The 17,181-nt window shown below is 66.1% G+C and carries 17 protein-coding genes; 6 read left to right on the forward strand and 11 right to left on the reverse strand.

From position 1 onward, the window contains the following. Positions 1 to 3: 3 nt before the first annotated feature. From ALII_RS0110270 to speB, 6 genes are all read right to left on the reverse strand, one after another. Complete coding sequence (locus ALII_RS0110270; protein WP_029660399.1) at positions 4 to 777, reverse strand: carbon-nitrogen hydrolase family protein; 774 nt, start codon at positions 775 to 777, stop codon at positions 4 to 6. Next, the gene (locus tag ALII_RS0110275) at positions 777 to 1,577 is read right to left on the reverse strand and encodes an ABC transporter permease (protein ID WP_024587236.1); all 801 of its coding nucleotides are present in this window, start codon (positions 1,575 to 1,577) and stop codon (positions 777 to 779) included. Before ALII_RS0110275 ends, ALII_RS0110270 begins: the two co-directional genes overlap by 1 nt. Next, on the reverse strand, positions 1,574 to 2,428 hold the full coding sequence (locus ALII_RS0110280) for an ABC transporter permease (RefSeq protein WP_024587237.1): 855 nt from the start codon (positions 2,426 to 2,428) through the stop codon (positions 1,574 to 1,576). The genes ALII_RS0110275 and ALII_RS0110280 overlap by 4 nt, the downstream gene beginning before the upstream one ends. Then, positions 2,425 to 3,462: an ABC transporter ATP-binding protein gene (locus ALII_RS0110285; protein ID WP_024587238.1), complete on the reverse strand. Its 1,038-nt coding sequence runs from the start codon at positions 3,460 to 3,462 to the stop codon at positions 2,425 to 2,427. The genes ALII_RS0110280 and ALII_RS0110285 overlap by 4 nt, the downstream gene beginning before the upstream one ends. A 229-nt stretch (positions 3,463 to 3,691) precedes the next feature. Then, the gene (locus ALII_RS0110290; RefSeq protein ID WP_152529585.1) at positions 3,692 to 4,723 is read right to left on the reverse strand and encodes an ABC transporter substrate-binding protein; all 1,032 of its coding nucleotides are present in this window, start codon (positions 4,721 to 4,723) and stop codon (positions 3,692 to 3,694) included. 128 nt (positions 4,724 to 4,851) lie between these two features. Beyond that, entirely contained in the window at positions 4,852 to 5,907 is a 1,056-nt protein-coding gene (gene speB / locus ALII_RS0110295; RefSeq protein WP_024587240.1) for an agmatinase, read from the reverse strand. A 134-nt stretch (positions 5,908 to 6,041) separates the two neighbouring features. Between speB and gcvA the strand changes: the two genes are divergently transcribed. Together gcvA and ALII_RS0110305 are read left to right on the forward strand one after the other, a co-directional pair. Then, complete coding sequence (gene gcvA / locus ALII_RS0110300; RefSeq protein WP_024587241.1) at positions 6,042 to 7,031, forward strand: transcriptional regulator GcvA; 990 nt, start codon at positions 6,042 to 6,044, stop codon at positions 7,029 to 7,031. Positions 7,032 to 7,044: 13 nt separating this feature from the next. Continuing rightward, positions 7,045 to 8,217: an aminotransferase gene (locus tag ALII_RS0110305; protein ID WP_024587242.1), complete on the forward strand. Its 1,173-nt coding sequence runs from the start codon at positions 7,045 to 7,047 to the stop codon at positions 8,215 to 8,217. A gap of 101 nt (positions 8,218 to 8,318) precedes the next feature. Here the strand turns inward: ALII_RS0110305 and ALII_RS0110310 are convergent, their stop codons facing one another. Beyond that, entirely contained in the window at positions 8,319 to 9,200 is an 882-nt protein-coding gene (locus ALII_RS0110310) for a LysR family transcriptional regulator (protein ID WP_024587243.1), read from the reverse strand. 160 nt (positions 9,201 to 9,360) lie between these two features. Between ALII_RS0110310 and ALII_RS0110315 the strand changes: the two genes are divergently transcribed. Beyond that, the gene (locus ALII_RS0110315; RefSeq protein WP_024587244.1) at positions 9,361 to 10,857 is read left to right on the forward strand and encodes a CoA-acylating methylmalonate-semialdehyde dehydrogenase; all 1,497 of its coding nucleotides are present in this window, start codon (positions 9,361 to 9,363) and stop codon (positions 10,855 to 10,857) included. A 457-nt stretch (positions 10,858 to 11,314) separates the two neighbouring features. Further along, a complete protein-coding gene (locus ALII_RS0110320; protein WP_152529580.1) occupies positions 11,315 to 11,701 on the forward strand; it encodes a hypothetical protein in 387 nt (128 codons plus the stop codon). A gap of 73 nt (positions 11,702 to 11,774) precedes the next feature. Here the strand turns inward: ALII_RS0110320 and rpmF are convergent, their stop codons facing one another. Both rpmF and mtgA read right to left on the reverse strand, forming a co-directional pair. Then, positions 11,775 to 11,957 (reverse strand): 50S ribosomal protein L32, encoded by a 183-nt coding sequence (gene rpmF, locus ALII_RS0110325; RefSeq protein ID WP_024587246.1) that lies wholly within the window; start codon positions 11,955 to 11,957, stop codon positions 11,775 to 11,777. Positions 11,958 to 12,096: 139 nt separating this feature from the next. Next, positions 12,097 to 12,726, reverse strand: a complete 630-nt coding sequence (gene mtgA / locus ALII_RS0110330; protein WP_244437402.1) for a monofunctional biosynthetic peptidoglycan transglycosylase — start codon at positions 12,724 to 12,726, stop codon at positions 12,097 to 12,099. Between the two features lie 258 nt (positions 12,727 to 12,984). On the opposite strand from mtgA, the gene ALII_RS0110335 reads away from it, so the two are divergent. Beyond that, positions 12,985 to 13,902 (forward strand): polyprenyl synthetase family protein, encoded by a 918-nt coding sequence (locus ALII_RS0110335; RefSeq protein WP_024587248.1) that lies wholly within the window; start codon positions 12,985 to 12,987, stop codon positions 13,900 to 13,902. Positions 13,903 to 14,106: 204 nt separating this feature from the next. On the opposite strand, the gene ALII_RS0110340 is transcribed toward ALII_RS0110335, so the two are convergent. Further along, positions 14,107 to 14,940 (reverse strand): lytic transglycosylase domain-containing protein, encoded by an 834-nt coding sequence (locus tag ALII_RS0110340; RefSeq protein WP_024587249.1) that lies wholly within the window; start codon positions 14,938 to 14,940, stop codon positions 14,107 to 14,109. 2 nt (positions 14,941 to 14,942) lie between these two features. Further along, positions 14,943 to 16,196 carry a flavodoxin-dependent (E)-4-hydroxy-3-methylbut-2-enyl-diphosphate synthase gene (ispG, locus tag ALII_RS0110345; RefSeq protein ID WP_024587250.1) on the reverse strand — a complete coding sequence of 418 codons (1,254 nt, stop codon included), beginning with the start codon at positions 16,194 to 16,196 and terminating at the stop codon, positions 14,943 to 14,945. A gap of 144 nt (positions 16,197 to 16,340) precedes the next feature. Between ispG and ALII_RS0110355 the strand changes: the two genes are divergently transcribed. Then, positions 16,341 to 17,123: a 3-hydroxybutyrate dehydrogenase gene (locus ALII_RS0110355; RefSeq protein WP_024587251.1), complete on the forward strand. Its 783-nt coding sequence runs from the start codon at positions 16,341 to 16,343 to the stop codon at positions 17,121 to 17,123. The last annotated feature ends 58 nt before the right edge of the window (positions 17,124 to 17,181 follow it).

Raw genomic sequence — 17,181 nt, forward strand, 5'->3', positions numbered from 1 at the left:
CCTTCAGGAAGTGAGATCGGCCAGATAGGAATTGGCCTCTGCCGAAGCTTGGTAGCGGCTCGGATCGAGCTCCGCAACGAGAAGCGCCTCCCCCGTCTCGCCGGCCTCCGCCAGAAGCGTCCCGTCCGGCGCGACGATCACCGACAGACCGGTATAGGCGAAGCGCTCATCCGCCCCGCAATGGTCGACATAGGCCAAGAACACCTGGTTCTCGAAGGCGCGCACCGGCACCAGCTTGCGCGCGATGAACGCGTCATGGTCGCTCGCCGGCAGCGCCGTCGGCACCAGCACGACGTCGACGCCTGCCTTCGCCAACCGGCGCACATTCTCCGGGAACTCGACGTCGTAGCAGATCAGGATGCCGAACTTCAGCCCGCCCCGCTCGAAGGTCACGGCCTCGGGCTTCGCCTGTTCGAACAGCCCGCGTTCATAGGGACCGTAGAGATTGCATTTGCGGTAGATCGTCGGCACCGCCTCGCCGTCAACATAGACGGCGCTGTTGCGCAGCGTTTCGCCGTCGCGCTCGGAGAACCCGGCGAGGATCGCGACCCCGGTCTCCGCCGCGATTTCGGCCAGCCGAGCGACCTGCGCGCCCTCGGACGTCTCGGCCTTCTCGCGCACTGCGCGACCCGCACCATAGCCGGTCAGCGCCAGTTCCGGCGCGATCAGGATCGACGCGCCCTTGGCCGCCGCCTCGCGCGCCGCACGTTCGATCTTCGCCAGATTGGCGGCGACGTCGCCCGGCACGCTCTCCATCTGGTAGGCGGCGATCTTCATCAGCTTTCGTCCGACGACAGCGCGCCGAGAAGTCGCGGCAGGTCGCCGAACCGCGCCACCAGCCCGAAGATCAGCGCTGCAAGCGCGACGAAGAACACGGAGACTGACGCCATGGTCGGCGTATAGCCGTAGCGCAGCGCGTTGAAGATCTTGATCGGCAGCGTTTCCATGGTGAACCCCACGGTCATGTAGGCGACGATGTATTCGTTGAGCGACAGCACGAACACGAAGGCGAAGCCCGATACCAGATAGGGCAGGATGAGCGGCAGGACCACCGTTCGCAGCACGGTCCGCTCGCTTGCGCCCATGGTCGACGCCGCTTCGACGAGCGAGCGGTCGATGGAGGCGAAGCCGAGGGTCAGGGTCACCAGAGGCAGCGTGACGAAGAAGATGCCGTGCGAGATGATCGCCGTCCACCACTGGCCGTAGGCGCCCGCCGTCGTCCAGAAGGTCAGGAAGCCGAGCGCGGTGATGACCGGCGGCAGCACGAAGGGTGCGACGCCGAGAAGCTGGAACACATTCGCCCAGGGCGCGATCCGCCGCCACAGGAACCAGGCGAGCGGCAGCGCGATCAGCACCGCCAGCGTCGCCGCCAGCGTCGCCAGCAGCAGCGAATTCATCAGCGCCTGCCGCCAGCTGTCGTCGGTGAAGATCGCGGCATACCAGGAGAGCGAAAAGCCCTGCGGCGGGAAGGTCAAATTCTGCCGCTCGTTCACCGAAACGCCCGCGACGACGACGATCGGCGCGGCGAGGAAGATGGCGACGAGCGCGAGATAAAGACGCGTCAGGGCCGTGCTCATGCCGCCTCTCCCTTGCGCCCTACGAGCAGCGTCAGCCCGACCATCGCCAGCGACATGAGAACGAGGAACACGGCCATTGCCGCGGCGAACGGCATGTTCGACTGGTAGATCGCCTGGTCGGTGATCAGCACCGACAGCGTCCAATGCTGCGGCCGGCCGAGAATCTGCGGCAGGAGATACGCGCCGAGCGCGAAGACGAAGACCATGATCAGCGTCGCGACGATCGTGTTGCGCAGCCCCGGCACGACGACGTTGAAGAAGGCGCGGATCGGCGACGCGCCCAGCGTCCGCGCGGCTTCCGTCAGCGTCGGGTCGAGCCGCACGATGGCGGGATAAAGGATCAGCACCGTATAGGGCAGCGCCTGGTACACCATCGCCGTCAGCACCGCGCCGAAACCGGGGAAGAGCGCCCGCGGTTCGGCCATCAACCCCGCCCAGACGAGGAGGTTGGTGATGCCGGCCGTGCGGGAAAACAGCGTCGACCAGGCAAAACCGATGATGACTTCGGAGAGCGACAGAACGGACAAAAGCGCGACCAGCCAGACCACCTGCACCCGCCGGCTGGCCTTCGAGATCAGCCAGGTGAACGGGAACCCGATGGCCACGCACACCAGCGCGACCACGACGGCAAGCATGATGGAGAACCCGAGCACGCCGCCGAAGAAGGCAGAGAGAAACCGCTCGTAATTGTCGAATATGAAGGCCGGCGTGTAGAACCCGCCCTGTTGGCGCTGGAAGAACGAGACGGCGACCATCGTGCCGAACGGCACGACGAAAAAGGCGACCAGCATGAAGCCCGGAAAGACCAGCGGCGCGTAATCCGCAACGCTCTTCGGCGCCTCGCGTCTCATGACTTCAGCACCACCGCGCTTTGCGCCGGGATTCGCACGCCCACCTTCTGCCCTGCGGCAAGGTCGGAGCGGTCGCGCGGCGTCGTCACGGCGACGATGGTCGTGCCGGAAACGTCGACGAAGGTTTCGATCGTGCCGCCGAGATCGCGCACGAAGGTCACGGTTCCGGCCAGGACGCCTTCGCCTGGCGCGGTGATCTGCACATCCTCGGGCCGCACGGAGAGCGTCGCCATGCGCGCGCCGTCGACCATCGCAACATCCGGCAGGGCGGTGCCAAGCGCGGTGACGCGGCCGATGCTGTCGCTTTCGACAGCGATAAGATTGGTCGAGCCGATAAAGCCGGCGACGAAACTGTCGGCCGGGCGGCGATAGATTTCGACCGGTGGTGCGGCCTGCCTTATGCGCCCTTCGCCCATGACGACGACCAGATCGGCCATGGTCATCGCCTCGCGCTGGTCGTGGGTCACGACGATGGTGGTGATGCCGAGCTGCTGCTGCAACTGGCGCAGTTCCACCTGCATCGCCTCGCGCAATTTGGCGTCGAGCGCCGAAAGCGGCTCATCGAGCAGGAAGAGGCGCGGCGAGATGGCGAGCGCGCGGGCGATCGCGACGCGCTGGCGCTGGCCGCCGGAAAGCTTGGCGACGGGACGCTTCGCAAAATCAGGCAGATGGATGAGCTTCAGGAGTTCGTCGACCCGCCCGCTCTGCTCGGCCTTGGACGCACCGCGAATGCGCAGCGGATAGGCGATGTTGTCGCCGACATTCAGATGCGGAAACAGCGCCAGTGACTGGAACACCATGCCGAAATCGCGCTTGTGCGTCGGCGTCGCGGTGATGTCCCGCCCGTCGACGACGACCTGCCCCGAACTCGGCTCCTCCAGCCCCGCAATCATGCGCAACAACGTCGTCTTGCCGCAGCCCGACGGGCCGAGCAGGCACACGAACGTGCCCTGCGGCACGTCGAGGCTGACATGGTCGACGGCCTTGAAGTCGCCGAATTTCTTGGTGATCGCCTTGAGCGCGAGACCCGTCATCGCCGTCCCGTCTTTCCGATGGTCCGGGCTGCAAACGCAGCCCGGAAGATTGTGGTTCCGACGCGCCGAGCAGGTGCACTGCGGTCGGGCGCGTCGAGATTCGGGTCAGGGCGAGCCGAAAACGGTTGGCTTCGAGAACCGGAGCGGAGCGTACTTTTCGTACGTGAGCACCGGAAGCGCAGAAGACTGCCGTTTGCAGGCCGTCCTGGCGTGAATATCGTCGCGCCCGTCAACCGGCGATGAGCTCCGTCCACTTCTGATTCAGGAAGTCGTCCCGAGTCTGGTAGAGATCGTAGCGCGGGATGATCGGATCGATGTCCGACGACACGGCGGCGAATTCCTCGTCCGTGAGCTGGGTCAGTTCGCGCTTGATCGTCGGCGCGGTGCCGACCTTCTGCGACATCAGCGTCTGTGTTTCGGCGCGCGTCATATAGTCGATGAACACATGCGCTTCCTCGGCCTTCTGCGACGCGCGGGACAGCGCCCACGAGCCCGAATCCAGGATGCCGCCTTCTTCGGGGAAGGTCGAGCGAACCGGGTTGCCGTCGGCGGCTGCAAGGCCGGTGACGTCGTGGTAGTACTGGCCCATCGGGATTTCGCCCGACTTCAGCGCCTGCTCGAACTGCGCCTCGTCGCGATACCAAAGCCGCACATTCGGCTTTACCTCGGCGAGCTTCTGGAACACTTCCTCCAGCCCCTCGTCGGTGCTGAGATGGTCGGTGCCGCCGAAGAACGTCTTGGCGGTGACTTCCAGGAGGAAAGAGTTGGAGACGAGCGCGAGCAGGCCGAGACGATCGGCATTCGCCGGGTCCCACAGCGCCTGCCATGAGGTCGGTGCCTCGGGATAGACGTCGGTGTTGGTCACGAGCGTGATGTACCAAGCCACGGCGCCAATGCCGCAGACGCGGCCGTCCGGATATTTGTTGACCGAGCGATCGAGCAGATTGTCGGCATTCGAGATCTTGGCGAGGTCGAGCGGCTGCCAGAGCTCGCTCGCCTGCCCCTTCAGCATGGCGACCTGCGCCATCATCGACAGGTCGGCCGGCGCCTGGTTGGCGCGCGCGGCCTGCTCGAGCTGCACCAGCCACGCCTCGCCGGTCGGCTCCGCGATGGATTCGACCGCGATGCCGGTTTCCTCGGTGAAGGCCGGGAAGATGTGCGTGTCGAACGATTCCTTGAAATAGCCGCCATAGACGCCGACCTTGATCGAGCGGTCCTGCGCCCGAAGGATCGAGGGCATGGCAAGCATGCCGGCCGTCATCGCCGTGCCGGCGAGCACCGTGCGCCGGCTCACATTGGTGGTCAGAAACTTCTTCATCGTCGTTCCTCTTATGTGGCCTTTGCGGCCGTTCCCTTGTTCCCGAAAAGCTTGTCGGTGGTGCAGACCGCTCAGGCCCGAATGATGGATGGACTGAACACCATCAGGCTCAATATTTCAAACAGCACCTGTGCTCCCGCATGGGCAGTGTTGGTCGTCGAATCATATTGCGGCGCGACCTCGACCACGTCGCCGCCGACGAGATCGACGCCCTTCAGGCCGCGCAGGAGTTCCAGCACCTCGCGCGTCGTCAGCCCGCCCACTTCCGGCGTGCCGGTTCCGGGCGCGAAGGAGGGGTCGAGGCTGTCGATGTCGAAGGAGAGGTAGGTCGGCCCGTCGCCGACGATCGCGCGCGCCTTTTCGATGATCGCGGGGATGCCGAGCCGGTCGACCTCCTCGGCATGGATCACCGTCATGCCGCTCTCGTAGGAGAACTCCCACAGATATTCGGCCGAGCCGCGAATGCCGATCTGGATCGTCCGCGTCGGGTCGAGCACACCGTCGAGCACCGCATTGCGGAACGGCCCGCCATGGTGGAACTTCGTCTGGTCGAACGATCCGCTCGTGTCGCAATGCGCGTCGATATGGATCAGGCCGACGGGCCGGTCGCGGCCGACCGCCTTCAGAATCGGATGGGTGATAGAATGGTCGCCGCCGACGCCGAGCGGCACGACGCCCGCATCCACCATGCGCGTCACATGCGCCTCGATGTCGTCATGGCTCTGCTCCAGCCGGTAACGGCTGGCGAACGGCACGTCGCCGATATCGGCCACGCGCAGTTCCTGCACGGGCGCGCATTCGAGGACGTGATTGTAAGGCCCGATCCGTTCGATGGTGCGCAGCGCGCGCGGCCCGAAACGCGAGCCGTTGCGGTTGGTGACACCCAAATCCATCGGCACGCCGTAAATGCCGACCTGCAGATCGCCGAAATCAGGCGCGGCGGGATCGATCGCGAGGTGCGGCGCAGTGAGGAACGTGGGCATCCCGGCATAGGGCGCCAGCCGCGTGCCGGATTTGGAGAAGATCTTCTCGGCAACCTTGCGAAAGCGCGGGTCGGCGATATCGCCGCCGGTGCCGTCCGCGAACTTGTCGCGCAAGGCTTCGAGTTTCGCCTGGTCCCAGCCCATTGCCTGCTCCTTGGTCGCTGACGCGTGCCGCATAATGTTTTGGCAGATCGAATTGTTGAGCCAGTGCCATTGAAAATGCAATTGATATTGTTGTAGCTCTTGCTGTGAGCTTTCTTCACATCGGAAATCGACGCTTGGCACCCCGCCTGCCCCCGCTCAACCCCTTGCGCGCCTTCGAGGCAGCGGCCCGACACGGCTCGCTGACCAAGGCTGCGGCGGAGCTTTCAGTCACGCACGGCGCGGTCAGCCACCAGATCAGGGCGCTCGAATCCGCGCTCGACGTGCAGCTCTTCGAGCGCGGCGGCCAGCGCCTGAAGCTCACCGCGCACGGCGCCGAGCTGCTGCCCTCCGTCTCCACCGCCTTCGCCGAGATCGCCGGCGCGACCGCGCGACTGACGCGCCCGTCCAGCGCCGGCGCGCTGTCGGTCACTTGCGTCCCCGCGCTCTTGTCCTTCTGGCTCCTGCCGCGCCTGTCCTCGTTCACCGCGCGCTTTCCCGACATCCGCCTGACCTTGGACGCCGCCAACGACCCGGATCTGATCCATTCCGCCGGCATCGACATCTGCGTCCTTTACGGCGACGGCAACTGGACCGACTGCTGGTCGCGCCGGCTGACCGGGCTCGACCTCTTCCCGGTCGTTTCGCCCTCGCTCATCAACAACCGGCCGATCCGCACCATCCGCGACATGAAGGAGCACATCCTGCTCCACGCCGATGACGGCCGCGAATGGCACACCTGGCTCTCCGCCGCCGACGCGCTCGACCTGAAGCGCAATGCCCAGCACCACATGTGCGATGCGCGCCTTGCCATCGAGGCCGCGATCCACGGCTACGGCGTGGCGCTCGGCGACACAGTGACGGCGAGCCGCTTCCTCGCCTCCGGCCAGCTCGTCGCGCCGTTCAACCTCGCCGTGCCGGCCGTCGATGCGTTCCATATCGCCTGCCGTTCGGATCTGCGCTCCGCGCCGGTGGTGCAGGTCTTCATCGACTGGCTGACGAGCGAATTTGCCGATATGAACGCGCGCGCCGAGCCGCAGACGACCGCCCGCCGCGCCATTCGTCGTTCCACCCCCGCCCAGCGCAAGGCACCGGCGCGAAAAGCCGCCAAGTCCCGCAAGTCCTGAGACCAGACCCCGCATGATGAGACCGCGCCTCAATCCGCTGATCGCCAGCCTGTCGGCTCCACCGATCCCCGCCGTCCAGGCCTGGGGCCGCGCCTATGACGGTCGCCTCGGCCCGCTGGTCGACCTTTCCCAGGCCGTGCCCGGCTACCCGCCAGAACCGCGCATGCTGAATTGGCTCGCCGAAGCCGCCGGCTCAGTCGCCGCCTGCGGCTACGGCCCGATCGAGGGCGAGGACGAATTGCGCGCAAGCTACGCCGCGCATCAGGCCGCGCTCTACGGCGCGCCGATCGCCGCCGAGAATATCCATATCACCTCGGGCTGCAATCAGGCCTTCGTCACCGCCGCCATGGCGGTCGCCGGCGTTGGCGATGCGATCCTGATGACCAACCCCTGCTACTTCAATCACGAGACGACGCTGGAAATGCTCGGCATCGCGCCGCGCTATGTCCGTTGCCACGCCGAAGACAGTTTCCTGCCGAGGCTCGAGGACGTCGCCGCCGCGATCACGCCGGACATCCGCGCGCTTGCCATCGTCACGCCGAACAATCCCACCGGCGCGATCTACCCGCCCTCGCTCCTCGCCGACCTCCTGGCGCTCTGCCGCGACCGTGGCATCTGGCTGATCCTCGACGAGACCTATCGTGACTTCCTGCCGCTCGGCACTGCCCGCCCGCACGAGCTTTTTTCCGAGCCGCTGTGGCAGGACAATTTGATCGGCCTTTATTCCTTCTCCAAATCCTTCTGCATTCCCGGCCACCGCCTCGGCGCCGTCACCGCCTCGCCGCAGATGGTCGATGCCATCGCCCGGATCATGGACAACGTCCAGATCTGCGCCCCGCGCGCCCCGCAGATCGCGGTCGCCGCGGCCATCGCGCCGCTCGCTGCCTGGCGCGAGGACAACCGCGCCGAAATCGCCCACCGCGCCGACGCCTTGCGCGCGGCGCTCGACGGCGCCAACGGCTGGACCCTCGACGCGATCGGCGCCTATTTCGCGTTCCTGCGCCATCCCTTCGACGGCGAAAGCTCGACCCGCATCTCCGAACGCCTCGCCCGCGAAGCCGGCATCGTCACCATCCCCGGCGCCTTCTTCGGCCCCGGCAACGACCGGCATCTGCGCGTGGCGTTCGCCAATGCGACGGCGGATGTGTTGACGACGCTGCCGGAGAGGTTGCGGGCGATAGCCTGAAGCGTTGACGCTCCACGTTGCCCCCTCTGTCCTGCCGGACAATCTCCCCCCTCGCGGGGGAGATGTCCGGCAGGACAGAGGGGGGCGCGACAAAGCGCAATCTACGCGAAAAGCCCCCGATCCCTCTCCACCGCTTGCGCAATAAACCCCGCCACCGCCTGTATCCGCCGCACCGGCCGCACCGATTCGTGATAGACCAGCCAATACGCCCGCCGGATCGGCTTGATCGCTTCCACCAGCACCAGTTCCGGATGCTTGCGCGCGATGAATGAGTGCAAAATCCCAACCCCGGCGCCGGCCCGCACCGCCTCCACCTGCCCCAGCGCCGACGACACCGAGAACCGCGCTTCCCATTGCGGATGAAATTGCCGCGCATAGTCGAGCGACGGGCTGACGATCAGGTCGGGCACGTAGCCGATCAGCCGGTGCTTCAGGAGATCGTCGGTCGATTGCGGCAGGCCGTGCGCCTCCACGTAGTCACGCGAGGCGTAGATGGCGAGCGTGTAGTCGACGAGCTTGGCCGCCACCAGCCGCCCCTCCGTCGGGCGGTCGACGGTGATCGCGATATCCGCCTCGTGCCGCGACAGCGAGAACGAGCGCGGCACCGGCACGAGTTGCAGATCGAGGTCGGCATGAAGCGCGGAGAATTCCGGCAGCCGCCCGGCCAGATAGGCGACGCCGAATCCATCCGGCGCGCCGATCCGCACCGTGCCCGAAAGCGTCGCCCCCTCGCCCGCGACTTCCGAGCGCGCGGCGATCATGTCCGCCTCCATGCGCTCGGCCACCTGCAAAAAGCGCTCGCCCTCCGGCGTCAGTTCGCAGCCCGTCGTCAGCCGGTTGAGAAGCTTCGCTCCGAGCGCGGATTCCAGTGCCACCATGCGCCGCGAAACGGTCGCGTGGTTGAGCCCGAGCCGCTTGCCCGCCCCCAGGATCTGCCCCGAGCGCGCCACCGCCAGAAACACGCGCATGTCGTCCCAGTTCATGGAAATCTCCTACCCTTCCTCTCCATACCGCGTTGCACCATTTCGTGCACCTTCTTTCTCGCTCATCGATCCTTGCACAGCGGCTTGCCCCCACTTGGCGTTGCATTGCAGCTGCCATGCGCAGAAGATGCGGCCAAACCGATAAGCTAGGGAGATCCTCATGATCGAGGTCGGACATTTCATCGGCGGCAAGCGCGTCGCCGGCAAGAGCGGTCGCACCGCTGACATCATGCAGCCGATGGACGGCTCGGTACGCGGCAAGGTCGCGCTCGCCTCGCGCGAGGAACTGCGCGAAGCGGTCGAAAACGCCAAGCAGGCACAGATCGGCTGGGCTGCGACCAACCCGCAGCGCCGCGTGCGCGTCCTGATGAAGTTCCTCGACCTGGTCCAGAACGAGTATGACGAACTCGCCGAAATGCTTGCCCGCGAGCACGGCAAGACCATCCCCGACGCCAAGGGCGACATCCAGCGCGGTCTCGAAGTGATCGAGGTCTGCATCGGCGCCCCGCACCTGATGAAGGGCGAATACACCGACGGCGCGGGCCCCGGCATCGATGTCTATTCGCTGCGCCAGCCGCTCGGCGTCGTCGCCGGCATCACCCCCTTCAACTTCCCGGCCATGATCCCGCTGTGGAAGATCGGCCCGGCCATTTCCGCCGGCAATTCTTTCATCCTGAAGCCGTCCGAGCGCGATCCGTCCGTGCCGATGCGCATCGCCGAACTCTTCATCGAGGCGGGCCTTCCGGCCGGCGTCCTCAACGTCGTCAATGGCGGCAAGGAAGTCGTGGATGGCATTCTCGACGATCCGGACATCAAGGCCGTCGGCTTCGTCGGCTCGACGCCGATCGCGCAGTACATCTATTCGCGCGCGACCGCGAACGGCAAGCGCGCCCAGTGCTTCGGCGGCGCCAAGAACCACATGATCATCATGCCCGATGCCGACATGGACCAGACGGTCGACGCCCTGATCGGCGCCGGCTACGGCTCGGCCGGCGAGCGCTGCATGGCGATCTCGGTCGCCGTCCCGGTCGGCAAGGAAACCGCCGACCGTCTCGTCGAAAAGCTGATCCCGCGCGTCGAGGCGCTGAAGATCGGCTCCTCGCTCGACGCCTCGGCCGATTTCGGACCGGTGGTGACGGCGGAAGCCCTCTCGCGCATAAAGTCCTATGTCGATGGCGGCGTGAAGGAAGGCGCCGACCTCGTCGTCGACGGCCGCGACTTCAAGATGCAGGGCTACGAGAATGGCTACTATATGGCCGGCTGCCTGTTCGACAACGTCACGCCGGACATGAAGATCTACAAGGAAGAGATCTTCGGCCCGGTCCTCTCCATCGTGCGCGCCAACACCTATGAGGACGCGCTGCGCCTGCCGAACGAGCATGAATACGGAAACGGCGTTTCGATCTTCACCCGCGACGGCGACGCCGCCCGCGACTTCGCCGCCCGCGTCCAGGTCGGCATGGTCGGCGTCAACGTGCCGATCCCGGTCCCGATCGCCTACTACACCTTCGGCGGCTGGAAGGCCTCCGGCTTCGGCGACCTGAACCAGCACGGCCCCGACGCCTTCCGCTTCTACACCAAGACCAAGACCGTCACCTCCCGCTGGCCCTCCGGCATCAAGGACGGCGCGGAATTCGTCATCCCGACGATGAACTGAGACTGGGCAGAGACTTTTTCTCCGCTTGAAGCTCGGTTGACGTGAAGGCGCTATGCCGACGTCCCCCTCCTCCTTGTGGGGAGGGGTAAGGGGTGGGGGTGCGGCGCAGCCCTCGACCTTGTTGCACGACTCTGCCCGATATCGAACGGGTCCAGCCCGACGATAAAGGGCAGGATCATATTGGACCCCCACCCTTTATCCCTCCCCACAAGGGGGAGGGAGTCGCGATCGTCGTGCGTCCTCGTCCATGTGAAGCCTGGCTGTTCCCATTCGCACTGCCGCGAAAAGCGGCACGCCCACACATTACGCAACGTCACAGACTCGTGATGGAACGGATACACTTCCTAAACCCTTGTTCCCCCGAAGCCGCCGAGGGTGGCCAAAGATTTTCCGGGTCGGGCAGGGCAGTTTTGTAAATCGTCTTTCCCCGCTGGCCGAAACGCAGGAGGTGCTTCCAATGGCACGCACAGCCCTTATCGTCTCAGCGGCGGCAGCAGCGATGGTCCTGACTGCACTTCCCTTTGCTTCGGCCACCAGCCCGAATGCCGACATGGCGGCGATCCAGCCCGAGGCCCCGGCGGTCGAGACGCCGGCCCTCAACGCCAACATGCTGTCGATGAACATGTGCTCCGAGCGCGCCAACATCGTCACCGAACTCGAGCAGCACTTCAACGAAAGCGCGACGGCCGTCGGCATGGTCGACAACAGCGCGGTCGTCGAGGTCTTCGTGTCCGACAGCGGCTCGTGGACGATTCTTGCCACCGGCACGGACGGAAAGAGCTGCATCATCTCGGCCGGCGAAGGCTGGGAATCGACGCAGATGGTTCGCGGCGCCGACGCCTGATCAAAATCCAACGCAACGCAGGCAACAAAAAAGCCGGGCATTGCCCGGCTTTTTCACGTCTCGTCGAAAGGCCTCAGCCTTCCTTGGGCGTCAGCACCTGACGGCCGCGATACATGCCCGTCTTCAGGTCGATGTGGTGCGGGCGGCGCATTTCGCCGGAATTCTTGTCTTCGGTGAAGGTCGGGGACTTCAGCGCATCGGCCGAGCGGCGCATGCCGCGCTTCGAAGGCGAAGTTTTCCTTTTAGGTACAGCCATGGTCTTGCTCCGGTATCGATCAATGACCTGCGCAACCCCAATGGGGCCTGCAACGGGCCTAATTCTGCGAAAGGTTGCGGTGCCTATACACGCCGGCAGTCGGGTTGACCAGACTCAGGGCTCGAATTTTTTCAGGCGGTCACCGCAGGCAGCCGACATAAGCCCCCGCCTGGTTCGCGCGCGCCTCGATCGTTCCCGCCAAGCGCGAGAGCCCCTGCCCCGGATTGGCCGGGTCGCGGTTCAGCGGGTTGGGCAGCGCGACGGCCAAAAGCGCCGCCTGCCGCGAACTCAGCTCGCGCGCGGAGCGTCCGAAATGATGCTGCGCCGCAGCCTCCACGCCATAGATGTTCGGCCCCCACTCGGCGATGTTCAAATAGATTTCCATGATCCGCCGCTTCGGAAGCACCGCGTCGAGATAGAGCGACAGCGGCACCTCGATGCCTTTGCGGATCATCGAGCGGCCATGCCAGAGATAGAGGTTCTTGGCCGTCTGCATGGTGATGGTCGAGGCGCCGCGCGTGCGCTCGCCCGACATCGCATCCTCGATGACAGCGTTGAGCGCCGGCCAGTCGACGCCCCGATGGGCGCAGAACTGACCGTCCTCCGACATCATCACCGAATGGACGATGGCCGTTCCCATCTGGTCGATCGGCACCCAGCGCCGGTCGTAGCCCTGAAGCGTGACGGCATCGCGGATCATCAAGGTGGACGGCGCCGGCACGGCCGGCAGGCGGTAGAGCAGCGTCAGCACGAGCGGCAGCACGGCCAGGAGCCCAAGCGCGAGCGCGACGCGCCCGACCCAGCGCCAGCCCGAGCGGCGCTTGCGGCGCGGCCTCAACAGCGCCAACGCTTCCGGCCTCTCGGTCCTGCGCGGTTCGACCTCGATTGCAGGCTCGTCCACCCGTCTCTTCCATGTTCCGACACGTCCACCCGTCTAGCGGCTCCCGCGTCCCCCCGCGCAATCGCGGCCGGTCGTCATGCGCCGATATCGCTTGACCGGACGGGCGGCAGAGGCGATTGCCAGACCATGCACGACCATAGCCAGATCGACTTCGAAACCCTCCTTGCCGGCGCCGCCCTGCGCGTCGAGGCGATGCTCGACGCGCTTCTCGGCGCACGGCCGCTTCCCGGCGAGATCGACCGGCCGCAGCGCCTCGTCGCCGCCATGCGCCACGGCGTCCTCAATGGCGGCAAGCGGCTGCGCCCCTTCCTCGTCATGGAAAGCGCCGCGCTGTTGGGCGCTGACGGCGAGGCGGTCCTGCGCGTCGCCGCCGCGCTCGAATGCGTTCATTCCTATTCGCTCGTCCATGACGATTTGCCGGCGATGGACGATGACGATCTTCGTCGCGGCCAGCCAACCGTCCACAAGGCGTTCGACGAGGCCGCCGCGATCCTTGCCGGCGACGCGCTTTTGACGCTCGCCTTCGACATCCTCGCCGACCCGGCGACCGAGCTCGACGCATCGGCGCGGATCGTGCTCGTCGGCAGGCTCGCGCGCGCGGCCGGCATCGGCGGCATGGTGGGCGGGCAGGCGCTCGACCTCGCCGCCGAGCGCGATGCGCCGGACGAGGCCGGCATCATCCGCCTGCAGGCGATGAAGACCGGCGCCCTGATCCGCTTCGCCTGCGAGGCCGGCGCCATCGCCGCCGGCGCGCCGCAGGACGACGTCGAACGGCTGGCCGAATTCGGCTCCGCCATCGGCCTCGCCTTCCAGCTCGCCGACGACCTTCTCGACCACACCTCGACGCCCGAAGCGATGGGCAAGGCCACCGGCAAGGACGCCGCCGCCGGCAAGGGCACGCTCGTCGCGCTCCACGGCGAGGACTGGGCCAGGAGGCAATTGGGCGGGCTGGTCGCGCAGGCCTGCGACCTCGTCGCGCCCTATGGCGACCGAGCGGCGATCCTGATGTCGACTGCGCGTTTCGTGGCGGAGCGGCAGCGCTGAATCTTTCCGTCCCGCCAGTTGAACCGTCGAGGCATGGACCCCTGTGACAAGCACAGGGGTGACGGGCATCAAGGTTGGATGCAAATCGCGACGATTTTCGTTTGGCAGCGGTATCTTTGCAGTCCGTCATTCCTGTGCTTGTCACAGGAATCCAGGCCTCGCCGTCGCCATCGGCTCAACGCCGCAGACAAACACCCCCGCCCCTCACCTGTTCTTCAAAACCACGCACGACCCACCCGACCCGCGCAGCGCGGTACATATCCGGTCGGCCTCCCCGCGCGTTTCCGCCCCGATCCGCACCGCGTAGATACCGGCCCGCGCACGCGGATTGCGTATCCGGCTGACGACCGGCTCGTGCCCCGACAGAACGCCCGAATGCTGCTGGCGCAGGCGCTGCCATTGCCGCAGCGCCGCGTCGCGGCGGAAATTGCCGGCGACCTGGATGCCCCAGGGCAGGACCGGAACGCTCGCCATCGCCACCATCGATGCGCCTGAAACCGGCAGTTCGCGGCAGGCCTCGCCGAAAGGCTTCTTTTCGTCGAGCGGCTGCACGTCCACCGCCTTCCTGACGCCGATGAACGCGTCGGCCGGGGCACCCATGATGTCGAGCACGTAGTTCTCGGTTTCCAGCGGCAGGAAGCCGCCCGAGGCAAGCCAGCGCGACACGCGCCCCTCGCCCGAATTGTAGGCTGCGGCGGCAAGGCCGAGATTGCCGTATTTGGCGGTGAGTTCGGCGAGATAATCGGCCGAGGCCGCGAGCGCCTGGTGCAGGTCGAAACTGTCCGCGAGCCCCCGCAGCGCCGCCGTACCGGGCATGAACTGGGCGATGCCCTCCGCGCCGACCGGGCTGACCGCATTCGGGTTGAACCGGCTTTCCTTCCAGATCAGGCGTGCGAAATACTGCTCCGGCAGATCGTTCCTGCCGGCATGTTCCTCGATGAGATCGCAGACCAGCCCGACCGTCGGCGCGGACTTTTCGGCGGCGTGCACAGGCGAAAGGCTAAGCACGAGGGCTGCGAGGAGCGCCCGCGCCCACATGCTCAGGCGCCCGCGCCGCGCCCGAAGCGCTTTTCGATGTAGTCCGCGACCATGACCTGAAAATCGGCGGCGATCGCAGGCCCGCGCAACGTCGCGACCTTCGCGCCGTCGATGAAGACGGGCGCGGCGGGCGTCTCGCCGGTGCCGGGCAGCGAAATGCCGATATCGGCATGCTTGGATTCGCCCGGCCCGTTGACGATGCAGCCCATCACCGCGACCTTGAGGTTCTCGACGCCGGGATATTTCTCGCGCCAAAGCGGCATATTGCGGCGAAGATCGCCCTCGATGGTCTGGGCGAGTTCCTGGAACACGGTCGACGTCGTGCGCCCGCATCCCGGACACGCCGCCACCACCGGCAGAAACTGGCGAAAGCCCATGGTCTGCAGCAGTTCCTGCGCCACCTGAACCTCGCGCGTCCGGTCGCCATTTGGCTCCGGCGTCAGCGAAATGCGGATCGTGTCGCCGATCCCCTGTTGCAAGAGGATGCCCATCGCGGCCGACGAGGCGACAATGCCCTTGGTGCCCATGCCGGCTTCGGTGAGACCCAGATGCAGCGCATGGTTCGAGCGCTTCGCCAGCTCGACATAGACCGCGATCAGGTCCTGAACCTGTGAAACCTTGGCCGACAAGATGATGCGCTCGCGCGCCAGCCCGATCTCCTCGGCGAGCTCGGCCGACAGGATGGCGGACTGAACGATCGCCTCGCGCGTCACCTCCTGCGCCGTCATCGGAAAGCCCTTGGCCTGGTTGTCGTCCATCAGGCGGGTCAGGAGTTCCTGGTCGAGCGAGCCCCAGTTGACGCCGATGCGCACCGGCTTGTCGTGCCGGATCGCCGTCTCGACGATGGCGGCGAACTGCCGGTCCTTCTTGTCCTTGAAGCCGACATTGCCCGGATTGATCCGGTATTTAGCCAGCGCCTCGGCGCAGGCCGGATGGTCGGCCAGAAGCTTGTGGCCGATATAGTGGAAATCGCCGACCAGCGGCACGTCGAGCCCGAGGCGCTCCAGCCGCTCGCGGATTTTCGGCACCGCCGCCGCGCTCTCGTCGCGATCGACCGTGATGCGAACGATCTCGGAGCCCGCGCGATTGAGCGCCGCGACCTGCGCGACCGTGCCGTCGATGTCGGCCGTGTCCGTATTGGTCATCGACTGCACGACGACCGGCGCCGCGCCGCCGACGAGAACGCCGCCCACCGGCACCGGAACCGAGATCCGGCGCGTCAGCGGACGGTCGAGAAACTGAACATGCGGATTCACTGGGCCTGCCTCATCTGGTGCCGCCGTATGCCTCCCGAATTAAACCCGCCATCGGGCCGGAGCAAGGCGGCGCGCGTCCATATTGTGCTGCGCTGCAATATATGTTCGATGGCGACAACCACAACAAGACGGGATGACACGGCCATGACGGCGCAAAGAACGGCAATCGTGACGGGATCGACTTCAGGCATCGGCCTCGCCATCGCCCGGCGGCTGGGCGCGGCAGGATTCAACCTCGTCCTCAATTCCTACACCGATGCCGCAGAAGACCACGCGCTCGCCGAAAGCCTAGCCGCCGAATTCGGCGTCGAGGCGCTTTACGTCTCGGCCGACATGTCGACGGGCGATGCCGCGCGCCAGCTCGTCGCGATCGCCGCCGAAAAATTCGGCGCCCTCCACGTCCTCGTCAACAATGCCGGCATCCAGCACGTCGCGCCGATCGAAAGCTTCCCGGTCGAACAATGGGACCGTATCATCGCAATCAACCTGACCTCCGCCTTCCACACGACGGCCGCGGCTCTGCCGATCATGCGCAAGGCCGGCTTCGGGCGCATCGTCAACATCGCGTCAGCCCACGGCCTGCGCGCCTCGGTCAACAAGTCGGCCTATGTCGCGGCCAAGCACGGCATCGTCGGCCTGTCTAAGACGACGGCACTGGAAACCGCCGGACAGGGCATCACCTGCAACGCCGTCTGCCCCGGCTTCGTCCTGACGCCGCTGGTCGAAACCCAGATCCAGGATCTGATGGCCGAAAAGAACCTCGACCGCGACACCGTCGTCGCCGACCACGTCCTGCGCAAGCAACCCTCGAAGGAATTCGCCACCGTCGACCAGATCGCCGGCACCGTCGCCTTCCTCTGCTCCGACGACGCCGCCCAGATCACCGGCACCACGATCTCCGTCGATGGCGGCTGGACGGCGCAGTAGTCCGAAGTCTTCTGAGCGGGACCCCCACCCTTTATCCCTCCCCACAAGGGGGAGGGAG

It is taken from the genome of Aliihoeflea sp. 2WW (assembly GCF_000497755.1).
Lineage (GTDB): Bacteria > Pseudomonadota > Alphaproteobacteria > Rhizobiales > Rhizobiaceae > Aliihoeflea.

What these genes read in the sequence shown, in the direction of transcription:
- ALII_RS0110290 (WP_152529585.1), bottom strand. Translation starts at nt 4,723, where the DNA reads ATGACGGCCGGCATGCTTGCCATGCCCTCGATCCTTCGGGCGCAGGAC.
- ALII_RS0110285 (WP_024587238.1), bottom strand. Translation starts at nt 3,462, where the DNA reads ATGACGGGTCTCGCGCTCAAGGCGATCACCAAGAAATTCGGCGACTTC.
- ALII_RS0110335 (WP_024587248.1), top strand. Translation starts at nt 12,985, where the DNA reads ATGCACGACCATAGCCAGATCGACTTCGAAACCCTCCTTGCCGGCGCC.
- ALII_RS0110355 (WP_024587251.1), top strand. Translation starts at nt 16,341, where the DNA reads ATGACGGCGCAAAGAACGGCAATCGTGACGGGATCGACTTCAGGCATC.
- ALII_RS0110275 (WP_024587236.1), bottom strand. Translation starts at nt 1,577, where the DNA reads ATGAGCACGGCCCTGACGCGTCTTTATCTCGCGCTCGTCGCCATCTTC.
- ALII_RS0110305 (WP_024587242.1), top strand. Translation starts at nt 7,045, where the DNA reads ATGATGAGACCGCGCCTCAATCCGCTGATCGCCAGCCTGTCGGCTCCA.
- ALII_RS0110310 (WP_024587243.1), bottom strand. Translation starts at nt 9,200, where the DNA reads ATGAACTGGGACGACATGCGCGTGTTTCTGGCGGTGGCGCGCTCGGGG.
- ALII_RS0110280 (WP_024587237.1), bottom strand. Translation starts at nt 2,428, where the DNA reads ATGAGACGCGAGGCGCCGAAGAGCGTTGCGGATTACGCGCCGCTGGTC.
- ALII_RS0110320 (WP_152529580.1), top strand. Translation starts at nt 11,315, where the DNA reads ATGGCACGCACAGCCCTTATCGTCTCAGCGGCGGCAGCAGCGATGGTC.
- speB (WP_024587240.1), bottom strand. Translation starts at nt 5,907, where the DNA reads ATGGGCTGGGACCAGGCGAAACTCGAAGCCTTGCGCGACAAGTTCGCG.
- rpmF (WP_024587246.1), bottom strand. Translation starts at nt 11,957, where the DNA reads ATGGCTGTACCTAAAAGGAAAACTTCGCCTTCGAAGCGCGGCATGCGC.
- ALII_RS0110270 (WP_029660399.1), bottom strand. Translation starts at nt 777, where the DNA reads ATGAAGATCGCCGCCTACCAGATGGAGAGCGTGCCGGGCGACGTCGCC.
- ALII_RS0110340 (WP_024587249.1), bottom strand. Translation starts at nt 14,940, where the DNA reads ATGTGGGCGCGGGCGCTCCTCGCAGCCCTCGTGCTTAGCCTTTCGCCT.
- ALII_RS0110315 (WP_024587244.1), top strand. Translation starts at nt 9,361, where the DNA reads ATGATCGAGGTCGGACATTTCATCGGCGGCAAGCGCGTCGCCGGCAAG.